Genomic DNA, 13684 nt, shown 5'->3' with positions numbered 1-13684 from the left:
TCAACGCGTGTTTCGCTGCTTTCAGCGCGTTGCCAGCGACGTCGCCGACAACCGGGATCACGCCGATGGCCGCGGCGAGAAAATCGAGTGTGTCTTCCGCTTCGGCAAAGCCTTTAATATCACCGACTACCGGGACAAAATCGGCCAAGGTTGAGTTAATTATCACACAAAGTAGAATCCCGACCTGAACTTGGGCAAGGGGATTCTATCTACTTTAATAAATAGTCAAATTTATCCTCCCAATTGAATCGAATGTCTTGTTGCTTCGTTTGCTCGAAAATTTCAATGATCCTGTCAAAGTATTCATTGAGAAATTCTTTTGATTGTTCAGAGTTTAACCATATTATGATCACTGGTCTTTCAACGTCTGTGCTTAAGCGATCCCATAATGCATTAAGGTTTTTTCCATAATTCGAACCAAAACCCAACGATTCAGAAATCGCTTTGTGAAATTCTAGCTCAGTGTGTATATGTTCCCCATTTAAAATTACTTTATTCATCATTTACTTCCACTTACCTATTGAAGTCACACTTTCATAGTGATCTGTTGTGATGTAAAGTAAACCATCATTCGAATATAACAAACGAGTTCCTGGTTGATTACTTCTAGACATTTTACTATCTAGACCAATATCAGCTTCATACCAAATTCGATCTGGCATAGACGGTAATAAATTATCTGCATCCTTAAATATATCTCCGCCAATCTTTCCATTTTTCACACTATTATGTAGAGCCTTACCTGCCCTCCATCCTTTCTCTGTAGCCATTTCTTTTGTGAGGTAATGAGCTGGTAGCTTTCCAGTATTACGCAAACTTTCCACAACTTGATTTGCCGCCTCAGTGGTTTTCAGATCCAACTTCAAGCCAGCATAGGTTGCTGCATTATATGCCGAAACCTTCTCACTGGCCTGATTAACCAACTTCGACGCCCCAGCGACATCGCCTTTTTTCAACGCGTGTTTCGCTGCTTTCAGCGCTTTGCCAGCGGCGTCGCCGACGACCGGGATCACGCCGATGGCGGCAGCGAGAAAATCGAGTGTGTCTTCCGCTTCGGCAAAGCCCTTAATATCACCGACCACCGGGACAAAATCGGCCAAGGTTGAGAGTTGGCTGATTAACTCTTTCGAACTCGGGTCTTGGTAATCATTATGATAGGCACTGAGCGCTTCGCCACCCAACTGTTCGGCGATAGTGGCAAAGGTTTCTGGGTTTTGGTGATACAGCGCTCCGGCGGCCAGCAATCGCCCCACCGCTGCGCTGTTGAGTGTGCTCAGTGCCGGTGCAGTCTCGCTAGCGGCGGCTGCGCGTGCGGTAGCACTCGCGGCAGCCGCTTCCGGTGTGACGTTGGCAGCGGTTTCGACCGTTAATGGCTGGCCAGCAAACGCATTTTTTATCCACTGGCTGGCTTCGGCAAGCTGCTGTTCATCGTTGAGATCGAGCGCTTGGCTGGCGGTGATCTGGCCGTTGTGTGTGGCATAAATGTTGAAGTTTTTGCCGTGCAGGCTGATGTGACCATCGGCGTGCAGTTCCAGTGCCGATGCGCCACTCTCCAGCCGAATGCCGCGCGCCGAGGCCAGTTCCAGCACTTGCTGTACTGTGCGTTGTTGTTGGCCGTTGATTTCTGTGCGTTGATCGCCCTGAACCGTCAGGGTGTGGTTGCCGTGCGTGGTGAAGTGATAATGTTGGCCAATTTCAATTTGCTGATTTTGTTGCACCGTTTCGATGTGGTTAGCGCTGACTTCGGTGACGCGGTTGTTGAGCACTTGGGTGGTCATGTCGCGCTGGGCACGCAGGAATAGGCCTTCCCGGCCTTTGGCGTCTTCAAAACGCAGTTCGTTGTAGCCTTCGCCTTTGTGGGTTTTGCTGCGCAGCACCATCTGGGTTTTCGCCATCGGCAGTTTCAGCGCGGCGCGGTTGACCGCGTGATAGGTACGCCCAGTAACAATCGGTTGATCCTGGTCGCCATGCAGGAAGTCGACCACCACTTCCTGGCCGACGCGCGGGATGGCGATCATCCCCCAGCCTTGTCCTGCCCACGGTTGGCTGACGCGGATCCAGCATGAGCTGTGGTCGTCGCTGTTGCCGTAGCGATCCCAGCGGAACTGCACGCGGATGCGGCCATGTTCATCGCAGAAGATCTCTTCGTTGCCGGGGCCAACCACGTTGGCCAGATGTGGCCCGTCGATGACCGGTTTCGGCAGTGGCGTTGGCCGCCAGGTTTGGCTACGCGGGATAAACTGGAACTCGGTATTGAGGTGGGTGCCTTGCTCACCGGCCTCTTGCTGCAGCGCTTGCGGCTGTTGGCCGTGATGCTGGGTCGCCACCAGTTGCCAGGCACAGTTCAGGTCGGCGCGCGGGTGCTGGCTCAGCGTCAGGCGAATGCCGGGTTGCAGGCGGAAGTCGTTGCTGGTGCCGCGCCCCAAGCGAGCATCGTTGCGCAGTGCCTCCAGCCGGTAGCGGGTGAAATCTTCGCCGTGTTGCTGATCTTTGAAGCGACCAGGAAAATCAAACTGTTGGTAGCTGCGACGCTGAGCGATTTCACCGCTGGCCTGTTGGCTGAATGTCGCATCCCAGCGCGGGTTTTTGAAGGTGTAATCTTTCAGTTGCACCTCCGCCGGGCGCACTTGAGCGCTACAGATAAAGCGGTTGACGCACAACTCGTTGGCTTGTGCCGCGACGTTCGGGTTGTAGGGCAGGCTGGCTTTCTTTGGCACGATACCAACATCATCAGCAAACACCACCGTGTGGCGGCCTTGGTTAAATTCAAAGTAGTAGAAGATGCCCTCTTCGGCGGCCAGGCGCTGGATAAATTCAAGGTCGCTCTCTTGGTACTGCACACAGAATTCGCGTGCTGGGTGCGGGTGGCGCAGGCCAAAGGCATAGTCGACGATTTGCGCTTCACGCAGCAGTTTGCTGATGATCTGCTCGATCGTCTCAAGCTGGAAGATGCGTGAGTTACGGCACAGGCTCAAGCGCCACAGGCTGGGGCGTACTTCCATGCGGTAGCGGGTTTGCTGGAAGCCGCTGTCGCCCTGTTGAAAGCAGGTGACAATGCCGGAAACGGTGCGTTGCAGCACGCCGTCGCGCCAGACCGAGAGTTTGGCACCGCGATCGAGTACGGCATCAAAATCAACCGCCGGGTTGCTGCTGGCAAGGTTAAGTTCCAGTTCAAACAGCGAGGAGTAGTGTTCGTTAAGGGTGAAATCGACCACTGCGAAGGTGTCGGCCGGTTGGCCACCGGCGCTGAGGGTGAATTGCAATCCACTGGGTTGGGTACTCATGTTCACATTCCCTGTTCGAAGCAATAGGTTAAATAAGATTGTTCGATTAAAACAGTGATGGCGATAAATGGGAACTGTTTTTTTCGTGCTACGCACAACGTGTGGGTGCCAGTCGAAAAAATAGTGTGCAGTGATCTTGTGTGAGTGATGGAACTATAGCCTGACTTTATTCTCGCCTGCCGATTATTGGAAAGTAGATGCGGTGCTGATAATCAAAGTGCAGTAGAACATCGCTTAATCGAGCTAGATATTTTTTGTGCCTATTACCGGGTGGCTGACTGTTGCTGGTGATGAACTGTGTTAGCATGGCAGTCAATTGATTTTCCAAGTGAGAATGCAACATATTTTCTGTGGTTGCCGTAGTGTGGCAACAGTCAATCAGCGGGTGTGAAGGAGCAACTGTGAGCAATCAAGCAGAACAACTGCGCCAACAGTTAACACGGCGTATTTTAATCCTGGATGGTGCGATGGGCACGATGATCCAGAAACATCAATTGGCAGAGCAGGATTATCGAGGACAACGTTTTGCGGATTGGCCTACTGAGCTGAAGGGCAATAACGATTTGCTAGTATTGAGCAAACCCGAAGTGATCCGCGCTATTCACCTGGCCTACCTAGAGGCAGGTGCAGATATTATTGAAACCGACACCTTCAACGCGACCAGTATTGCGATGGCTGATTATCAGATGGAAACACTGTCTGATGAGATCAACTATCAGGCTGCACGCTTGGCGCGCGCCTGTGCCGATGAGTGGTCGGCGAAAACCCCGGACAAACCGCGTTTTGTCGCTGGGGTGTTGGGGCCAACCAACCGCACTGCTTCGATCTCCCCGGATGTTAATGACCCAGCGATGCGCAATGTTACCTTTGATCAATTGGTGGCAGCTTATCGCGACTCCACCCGTGCGCTGATAAAAGGTGGTGTTGATCTGATTATGATCGAGACTATCTTCGACACACTTAACGCGAAAGCAGCAGCATTTGCTGTGACCAGTGAGTTTGAGGCGCTGGGCGTAACACTGCCGATTATGATTTCAGGCACTATTACTGATGCCTCTGGGCGCACCTTGTCGGGGCAGACTACCGAAGCATTCTATAACTCACTGCGTCATGTTAACCCGATTGCATTTGGCCTCAACTGTGCGCTTGGGCCACAAGAGTTGCGGCAGTATGTCGCTGAGTTAGCAAGAATCAGTGAAAGTTATGTCAGTGCGCACCCTAATGCTGGTTTGCCGAATGCGTTTGGCGAGTATGATCTGGATGCCGCTCAGATGGCTGAACAGGTGGCTGAGTGGGCTAAGGCGGGTTTCCTCAATATTGTCGGTGGTTGTTGTGGCACTACGCCAGTACATATTGCTGCGATGGCGCAGGCGGTGGCTGGAATTGCCCCGCGCCAGTTGCCTGGTTTAGCGGTTGCCTGTCGTCTCTCTGGATTGGAACCGCTGACCATTGATGCCAATTCGTTGTTTGTGAATGTTGGTGAGCGAACCAACGTCACCGGGTCGGCGCGTTTTAAGAAGCTGATCAAGGAAGAGAAGTATCAACAGGCACTCGAGGTGGCGCGACAGCAGGTTGAGAATGGCGCACAGATCATCGATATCAATATGGATGAGGGGATGCTGGATGCTGAAGCGGCAATGGTCCGTTTTCTTAATCTGATCGCCTCCGAACCTGATATTGCGCGTGTGCCGGTGATGATTGATTCGTCAAAATGGAGTGTGATCGAACAGGGACTAAAATGTTTACAGGGTAAAGGGATCGTCAATTCAATTTCATTAAAAGAGGGCGAGCAGGCGTTTATCCATCAGGCCAAATTGGTGCGGCGTTATGGTGCTGCTGTGGTGGTGATGGCATTTGATGAGGTCGGGCAGGCGGATACACGGGCGCGCAAGTTTGACATCTGCCGCCGGGCATACCAGATCCTTACCGAGCAGGTTGGCTTCCCGCCTGAAGATATCATTTTTGATCCCAATATTTTTGCTGTTGCCACTGGGATTGAGGCGCATGACAATTATGCCGTTGATTTTATCAATGCCTGTTCAGACATAAAACAGCATCTACCGCACGCGATGATCTCTGGCGGTGTCTCTAACGTTTCGTTTTCGTTCCGTGGTAATGAGCCAGTGCGCGAGGCGATCCACGCAGTGTTCCTGTACCATGCGATCGCTAACGGCATGGATATGGGTATTGTCAACGCCGGGCAATTAGCGATTTATGATGATCTGAGTGTCGAATTGCGCACGGCGGTAGAGGATGTCGTTCTCAACCGCCGTCAGGATAGCACCGAACGGCTGTTGGCACTGGCAGAGAAGTATCGTGGCAGCAAAGAGAACGAAGTGACCCAGCTGGCTGAGTGGCGTAACTGGCCGGTCAACAAGCGGCTTGAGTATGCTCTGGTGAAAGGGATCACGGAATTTATTGAGCAGGATACTGAGCAGGCGCGTCAGCAGGTGCAACGGCCGATAGAGGTGATCGAAGGGCCGTTGATGGCGGGGATGAATGTCGTCGGGGATCTGTTTGGCGAAGGTAAAATGTTTTTGCCTCAGGTGGTCAAATCTGCCCGTGTGATGAAACAGGCGGTGGCTTATTTGGAGCCATTTATTGAAGCAAGCAAACAGCAGGGCAGCGCTGCCGGAAAGATCCTGCTGGCGACAGTAAAAGGGGATGTGCATGACATCGGCAAGAACATTGTTGGTGTGGTGTTGCAGTGTAACAACTATGAAATTATTGATCTTGGTGTGATGGTGCCCACTGACAAGATCTTAAAGACAGCGCGTGAACAGCAGGTGGACATTATCGGCTTATCGGGGCTGATCACGCCGTCACTGGAGGAGATGGTCAATGTTGCCAAAGAGATGGAACGTCAAGGCTTTAAGTTGCCATTATTGATTGGTGGTGCGACCACGTCGAAAGCGCATACAGCAGTGAAAATCGAGCAGCATTACAGTGGCCCAACGGTCTACGTGCAGAATGCTTCACGCAGTGTCGGGGTGGTTTCCGCACTGCTTTCTGATAGCCAGCGTGATGAATTTGTCAGCCGGATACGTAACGAGTATCAGGCGGTACGTTTGCAGCATGGGCGTAAAAAACCACGTACTCCACCAGTGAGCCTGCAACAGGCGCGCGCTAATGCGCTTGGCCTCGATTGGCAGCAGTATCAGCCGCCAGTACCAAACCAACTGGGTGTAGTCACACTGGAAGCAGACATTAACACGTTGCGTCACTATATCGACTGGACGCCATTCTTTATGACTTGGTCGCTTGCTGGTAAATATCCGCGTATTTTAACCGATGAAGTGGTAGGCGAAGAGGCGACGCGTCTCTATCACGACGCCAATCAGTTGCTGGATCAGTTAGCCGCGACAGCGAGTTTACGTCCACGGGCGGTATTTGGCCTGTTCCCGGCCAACAGCGTGGGGGATGATATTGAAATTTATCGTGATGAAAGCCGTCAGCACTGTTTAGCAATCAGCCACCATCTGCGCCAACAGACCGAAAAAACCGATTTTGCCAACTACTGTCTGGCTGATTTTGTCGCACCCAAACAGAGCGGTAAGGCTGATTATCTGGGGGCTTTTGCGGTGACTGGGGGGCTGGAGGAGGATCAACTGGCAGCGGCCTACGATGAAAACCATGATGATTACAATAAAATCATGGTGAAAGCGTTGGCAGATCGTTTGGCGGAGGCTTTTGCTGAGTACTTGCATCAACAGGTGCGTAAACACTATTGGGGCTTCGCGCCTGATGAAGTATTGGATAACCAGGCGTTGATCCGCGAAGAGTATCAAGGGATCCGTCCGGCACCCGGGTATGCTGCTTGTCCGGAACACAGTGAAAAGCAGGCCATCTGGCAACTGCTTGATGTTGAAACACATACCGGCATGAAGCTGACCGACTCTTTTGCTATGTGGCCGGGAGCTTCAGTTTCTGGTTGGTACTTTAGCCATCCACAAAGCCGCTATTTTGCAGTGGCACAGATCCAGCGCGATCAGGTGGCAGACTATGCCGAGCGTAAGGGCATCACGTTGAGTGAAGCTGAGCGCTGGTTAGCACCCAATTTAGCCTATGATGCTGAGTAGTTGTGGCGGCGTTAGCGGCCAGATGTTATCCACTGTCAAACGGTTTTTTAGCTAGGGGAGGTTTACTGTGTCTATCATTGAACTGTTGAAACTGCACCCGGTGATTGCCGCAGTGAAAGATCATGAAAGCCTACAGCTTGCTGTGCAGTCTGATTGCCAGATTATCTCGGTGCTATACGGCAATATCTGCAATATTGGGCGTATTGTCCAGCAGATAAAAGAAGCAGGTAAACACGCTTTTGTACACGTTGATCTGCTGGAAGGTAGCTCGAACAAAGAGATTGTGATTAATTTCTTGAAAATTGTTACTCAGGCTGATGGTATTATCAGCACCAAAGCAGCGATGGTAAAAGCGGCACGTCAGCATGGTTTTTATGCGATCCATCGTCTGTTCATTATGGATTCAATCTCTTTTCATAACATTGGTAAGCAGGTCGCTCAGTCGACACCTGACTGCATCGAGATCTTGCCGGGATGTATGCCGAAAGTTCTCGGTTGGGTTGCCGAAAAGGTCGCGCTGCCGATCATAGCCGGTGGTTTGGTTTGTGATCAGGATGATGCCCAGAGTGCGTTAACGGCGGGGGCTATTGCGGTAGCAACCACCAATCATGATGTCTGGCAGTTTAAATTATCGTGACAGTAAGATAGGTAATTTGGTATCGCAATGAAAATTGGTCTGTTTTATGGTTCAACCACCTGCTACACCGAAATAGTCGCAGAGAAAATCAGTCAGATTTTAGGCAGTGATCTGGTTGAACTGCACAATCTGCGCGAAGTTGCGCCACAACGGATCGAGCAATATCAAGTGTTAATCCTCGGCATTCCAACCTGGGATTTTGGTGAATTACAGGAAGATTGGCTAGCAATTTGGCCGCAGTTAGCGCGCCTTGATTGGCAAGGGAAGATTGTGGCGCTGTATGGCATGGGCGACCAGTTGGGGTATGGCGAATGGTTCTTGGATGCGTTGGGGATCTTGCACGACTATCTGGCCCCACTGGGGGCTCAGTTTGTCGGTTTCTGGCCGACAGCCGGGTTTGAGTTTATTGCTTCTAAGGCGTTGACGGCAGATGGTCAGCAGTTTGTTGGTTTGGCGCTGGATGAAGTGAACCAGTATCAATTAACTGATCAGCGTTTGCAGGATTGGTGTGAACAGATCTTGCTGGAGATAGATGCACACCTATAGCGATGATTGTGCACAGTGTCTCACTTGCAGGCTGTCGACTCGGCATTACTGACGCTCGAGAGTTGTGGCTGGGTACGTTAGCGCTTGGCAGCCCGTGTTAGGTGAACCGGTGCATTGTCCGGTTCACCTTGAGCGGTAATGGCAGTGATTACTCTGTTTTATCGTCACTTTTTTCGCCACTGCTGATGCTGTCGTTGCGTAGCAGTTGATTTAAGTGACGCCACTCTTCCTTGTGCAACGCATCGGAGGCCAGCCACAGCCGACAGCGGTGTTTACCGCCCACTTGTTGCAGAGAGAACAGAATGCCAAAACGCGAGATCCACGGCTTGCTGCGCATTGTCCACTCTTCATCGTGCCATTTAACGTACTGGTCGTTACACAGCCAGAATTCACCACGGCTGAAAGCGATCTTCTTTTGGCTAACGGTGCATTCAAAAACCAGTAACACCAGCAGCATTAACCAGAGTGGGCTGTATCCTTCTGGCCAGGGTAAGATCAGTACCAGCAAAATCAGCAGTCCGTGGATCATTAATGAAAAGAGTTGTGTATGCCAAGATACACGGACATCACAGCGCCACGGTGCCACGGTTTTTATTTCTCGTTTGGATAAGGGAGACCATTCTCTGCAGCTCAGGATCCTGCGGAGCACCATGATTCATTAACCAATTAAACAGGTCAGGATCGTCACACGCGAGTAACCGAATGAACAACGCTTTGTCCTGATCGTTCAGTGTGTCGTATTCATATTCGAAAAATGGCATGATCGAGAGATCAAGTTCGCGCATTCCACGGCGACAGGCCCAGTGAATGCGTGCTTTGTTATTGATATCCATGACGTTATAAAAACCTCTTGACGGATAAGTCCATGCGTTGGTGATTGACCTGATTCGGGCGATCACTTGCAGAAGGGGTATAGATTAACAATCTGGCAGACCGATTGGAAAGAGTATTGATCGCATTATCTAAACTCATTGGGTGAGTTTGATTGACGTTAAACAGAGAGCAGGGGCTGATATGGCACTCAACATTCCTTTTTCACCGCGCCCGGTAGTCAGCGCGACACAGTTACCATTGACACTGATCTCACTGGAAGATTGGGCACTGGTACAAGTTAATGGCGCAGATCAGGTCAAATATCTTCAGGGGCAACTGACGCTGGATGTGCCTCAATTAGCAACTGAACAGCACCAGCTATGTGGTCATTGTGATGCCAAAGGAAAGATGTTTAGCAACTTACGCCTGTTTCATCGAGCAGAAGGGTTGGCTTATCTATTGCGCCGTAGTGTGTTGGTAAGCCAGTTGGCTGAGCTAAAAAAGTATGCGGTATTTTCCAAGGTGACTATCGAGCCGCAAGAAGATGCAGTGCTGTTAGGGGTGGCAGGTGAACAGGCACGTGAGGCACTGGCACCGTTTTTTGTCCGGTTGCCGGATCAACAGCAACCGGTGTTGCAGCAAGAAGAGACAACACTGCTGCATTTCAGCTTGCCTGTGGAACGCTTTTTGTTGATCAGCAGTGAGCGGGTAGTAAGCCAACTGGTGACTCAACTCTCTGGACGGGCGCAATTTAATGCCAGTCGCCAATGGCTGGCACTGGAAATTGAAGCCGGTTATCCGGTGATTGATGCCGCCACCAGCGCGCAGTTATTGCCACAAGCAACCAATCTGCAAGCACTCGATGGTATTAGCTTTAATAAAGGTTGCTATATGGGGCAAGAGATGGTGGCGCGCGCCAAGTTTCGCGGGGCGAATAAGCGCGCGCTCTACTGGCTGGAAGGTGTCGCTGAGCAGCTTCCACAGCCGGGTGATGATTTGGAACTAAAGCTGGAGCAGAACTGGCGGCGCACTGGCACGGTATTGGCCACGATACGTTTGGCCGATGGGCGGATTTGGGTACAAGTGGTGATGAACAACGACTTAGCGGCAGACAGCCTATTGCGCGTGAGCCAAGATGACAGTAGCCAATTGCAGATGAGATCGTTGCCGTATGCGGTGGTTTGTTAATTCAGAACGTGATCAGTTTGCTAGTTACAGCGCTAAGTTGGCACAGTGGATAAACAGCGCTTGGCAGTTAACAGTCTCCAAACGGATGGGGATCTAACCGGGTGAGTTACCCTGCCAGGGCGGTTGGGTAAAAGATGCTGGCACCGGTTGCTGATGGTGAGTAGCAACCGGTGCCGGTCAGCCGAATTAACTAGCTGTAGTCGCTGATCGGTGCGCAGGCACAGAACAGATTGCGATCACCATAGACATCATCCAGCCGTTTGACACTCGGCCAATATTTGTTGTCACGGAGTTCGCGCACAGGGAAGGCGGCCAATTCGCGGCTATAGGGATGCTGCCACTGTTCAACCAGTTCAGCCTGGGTGTGTGGAGCATTGACCAGCGGGTTATCCTGTAATGGCCATTCACCCGCTTCGACACGTGCTATTTCAGCCCGAATGGCAAGCATCGCAGCGATAAAACGATCAAGCTCTACTTTGCTTTCTGATTCAGTCGGTTCAATCATCAAAGTGCCAGCGACCGGGAATGACATGGTGGGTGCATGGAAGCCATAGTCAATCAAGCGTTTGGCGATATCCATCTCGCTGATGCCGCTCTGCTCTTTTAATGGTCGGATATCGAGAATGCACTCATGAGCGACACGATGATCACGCCCAGTGTAGAGCACAGGATAGGCATCTTTCAGTCGACAGGCGATGTAGTTTGCATTCAGGATCGCCACTTGGCTGGCCTGCTTAAGCCCCTCAGCACCCATCATGCGGATATACATCCAACTGATCGGTAAGATTGACGCGCTGCCAAATGGCGCCGCAGAAACCGCCCCCTGTTGAGTCAGTACCCCTTCGATATTGACCACGCAGTGGCCAGGGACAAACGGTGCCAAATGTGCTTTGACACCAATCGGCCCCATACCAGGCCCACCACCGCCGTGTGGAATGCAGAAGGTTTTGTGTAGATTGAGGTGCGAGACATCGGCGCCAATATAACCAGGTGTTGTGATGCCAACTTGCGCATTCATGTTGGCGCCATCAAGGTAAACTTGGCCGCCAAATTGATGAACAATTTCACAGGCACTACGGATGGTCTCTTCATAGACACCGTGGGTGGAAGGGTAGGTCACCATGATACAAGATAGCGCGTCTCCCGCCTGTTGCGCTTTGTGGTGCAGGTCATCGAGATCAATATTGCCTTCTTTATCACAGCCAACCACCACAATGCTCATGCCGGCCATTTGTGCTGAGGCCGGGTTAGTACCATGTGCCGAGCTGGGTATCAGGCAGATGTGGCGGTTGCCTTGACCACGGCTTTGGTGATAACGGCGGATCGCCAGTAAGCCGGCATATTCGCCTTGTGCGCCTGAGTTAGGCTGCATACACATCGCATCGTAGCCGGTGAGTTTTGCTAGCCAGTCAGCCAGTTGAGCAATCATCTGCTGGTAACCGGCGGCCTGCTCTGGTGGGCAGAACGGGTGCAGATCCGCGAACTCAGGCCAAGTGATTGGCAACATCTCTGCGGCAGCATTTAACTTCATGGTGCATGAACCGAGCGGGATCATCGCCTGATTTAATGCCAGATCTTTACGCACCAGTCGATGCATATAGCGCATCATCTCGGTTTCGCTGTGATAGCGATTAAATACTGGGTGGGTCAGGATCGGTGCTTTACGCCACATGTTGGCAGGAATTGAGCTGCTGTGCTGGCTTAGCGTGTTATCCAGTGCAGCAATATCGAGTGGCAGCGTTGTAGCGGTGTTGTGATCATCTGCCACTAACAGTGCAAACAAGGTTTGGATATCTTCACTGCGGGTGGTCTCATCCAGTGTGATGCCGACAGCATGTTGCAGATCACTACGCAGGTTGATCCCCTGCGCTGTTGCGCGCGCTAATGTGGCTGCTTTATCGTTGACCTCGACACAGAGCGTGTCGAACCAAGTTTGATGGCGTAGTTTCAGACCGGCTTGCTGTAGCGCAGTGGCGAGAATATCAGTCAGGCGGTGGATCCGCTGAGCAATGCGTCGTAACCCTTGCGGGCCGTGATAGACCGCATACAGGCCAGCAATGTTGGCCAACAGAACCTGTGAAGTACAGATATTCGAGTTGGCTTTTTCACGCCGAATGTGCTGTTCACGCGTCTGCATTGCCATGCGTAGCGCTGGGTTGCCTGCCGCATCGCGTGACAGGCCAATGATCCGGCCAGGCATTGAGCGTTTGAACTCATCACGACAGGCAAAAAAAGCCGCATGTGGGCCACCATAACCCATCGGCACGCCGAAACGTTGCGCAGAGCCAAATACCACATCTGCCCCGTACTGACCCGGAGCAGTGAGTAGCACCAATGCCATGATGTCGGCAGCCATACAGCTAATGATGTTGCGTTGTTTCAACTGCTGTAGCAGAGCGCTGTAGTCATGCAGTTCACCGCTGCTACCGGCCTGTTGCAGCAGTACACCAAACACCCCTTCGGTTTCTAACGCCTTAGCGGGTTTATCGATAATCAGCTCAAAGCCAAATGTTTCGGCGCGCGTGCGCACCACATCCAGTGTTTGCGGGTGTAGATCATCGGCGACAAAGAAACGGTTGGCCTGCTTTAATTTGCTGGCGCGTTTGGCCAGCGCCATTGCCTCGGCAGCAGCGGTGGCTTCATCCAGTAGTGAAGCGGAGGCTAAATCCAATCCGGTCAGATCAAGCGTGACAGTCTGGAAGTTGAGCAGTGCCTCAAGACGCCCTTGAGAGATCTCCGGTTGGTAAGGTGTGTAGGCAGTGTACCAACTGGGGTTTTCCAATAAGTTACGCAGAATAACCGGTGGTGTCAGTACCGGGCTATAGCCCATACCGATATAGGATTTATAGCGCTGGTTTTTGGCTGCAATCGCTTTGAGTTCTGCCAGTGCTTGATGTTCAGTGGTTGCTTCACCGGTTGCTGGGGGTGTCGGTAACTGGATATTGGCGGGAACAATTTGTTCGATCAGTGCATCTAGCGAAGTGGCAGCGACCGCGTCGAGCATCTGTTGCTGCTGCGCGGGTGAGGGGCCGATGTGGCGTTGAACGAATGTCTGCGGGTGTTCAAGTTGGCTGAGTGTCTGGTTCATTGCTACAAATTCCTGCATATGGGCGGGGATTGGATGGCACCATGCTCGA

8 protein-coding genes and 1 pseudogene are annotated in these 13684 nt (G+C 51.8%); 4 read left to right on the top strand and 5 right to left on the bottom strand.

Annotation, left to right across the window (positions count from 1 at the left end):
- Window positions 1–209: 209 nt before the first annotated feature.
- On the bottom strand, window positions 210–500 hold the full coding sequence (locus EOJ37_RS06295) for a barstar family protein (protein WP_127958991.1): 291 nt from the start codon (window positions 498–500) through the stop codon (window positions 210–212).
- 1092 nt (window positions 501–1592) lie between these two features.
- Window positions 1593–3272: pseudogene (locus tag EOJ37_RS14790) on the bottom strand (type VI secretion system Vgr family protein); the annotation flags it as partial.
- Between the two features lie 413 nt (window positions 3273–3685).
- Here EOJ37_RS14790 and metH point away from each other — a divergent pair.
- From metH to fldB, 3 genes are all read left to right on the top strand, one after another.
- Window positions 3686–7363, top strand: coding sequence for a methionine synthase (metH, locus tag EOJ37_RS06285; protein ID WP_127958981.1), 3678 nt, complete (start codon window positions 3686–3688; stop codon window positions 7361–7363).
- Between the two features lie 67 nt (window positions 7364–7430).
- Window positions 7431–8000, top strand: coding sequence for a glycerol-3-phosphate responsive antiterminator (locus tag EOJ37_RS06280; protein WP_127958979.1), 570 nt, complete (start codon window positions 7431–7433; stop codon window positions 7998–8000).
- Between the two features lie 27 nt (window positions 8001–8027).
- Window positions 8028–8546, top strand: a complete 519-nt coding sequence (fldB, locus tag EOJ37_RS06275; RefSeq protein WP_127958977.1) for a flavodoxin FldB — start codon at window positions 8028–8030, stop codon at window positions 8544–8546.
- A 148-nt stretch (window positions 8547–8694) separates the two neighbouring features.
- Here fldB and EOJ37_RS06270 read toward each other — a convergent pair whose 3' ends face one another.
- Window positions 8695–9132 carry a protein YgfX gene (locus tag EOJ37_RS06270; RefSeq protein ID WP_127958974.1) on the bottom strand — a complete coding sequence of 146 codons (438 nt, stop codon included), beginning with the start codon at window positions 9130–9132 and terminating at the stop codon, window positions 8695–8697.
- Entirely contained in the window at window positions 9113–9379 is a 267-nt protein-coding gene (sdhE, locus tag EOJ37_RS06265; RefSeq protein WP_127958972.1) for an FAD assembly factor SdhE, read from the bottom strand. The genes EOJ37_RS06270 and sdhE overlap by 20 nt, the downstream gene beginning before the upstream one ends.
- Before the next feature lie 181 nt (window positions 9380–9560).
- On the opposite strand from sdhE, the gene ygfZ reads away from it, so the two are divergent.
- Entirely contained in the window at window positions 9561–10547 is a 987-nt protein-coding gene (gene ygfZ / locus EOJ37_RS06260) for a tRNA-modifying protein YgfZ (RefSeq protein ID WP_127958970.1), read from the top strand.
- A 190-nt stretch (window positions 10548–10737) separates the two neighbouring features.
- Here the strand turns inward: ygfZ and gcvP are convergent, their stop codons facing one another.
- Window positions 10738–13635: an aminomethyl-transferring glycine dehydrogenase gene (gene gcvP, locus EOJ37_RS06255; RefSeq protein WP_127958968.1), complete on the bottom strand. Its 2898-nt coding sequence runs from the start codon at window positions 13633–13635 to the stop codon at window positions 10738–10740.
- Between the last annotated feature and the right edge of the window lie 49 nt (window positions 13636–13684).

This window comes from Serratia microhaemolytica (genome assembly GCF_004011885.1).
GTDB lineage: Bacteria > Pseudomonadota > Gammaproteobacteria > Enterobacterales > Enterobacteriaceae > Serratia_G > Serratia_G microhaemolytica.
This window is presented reverse-complemented; position numbering and strand designations above follow the sequence as displayed.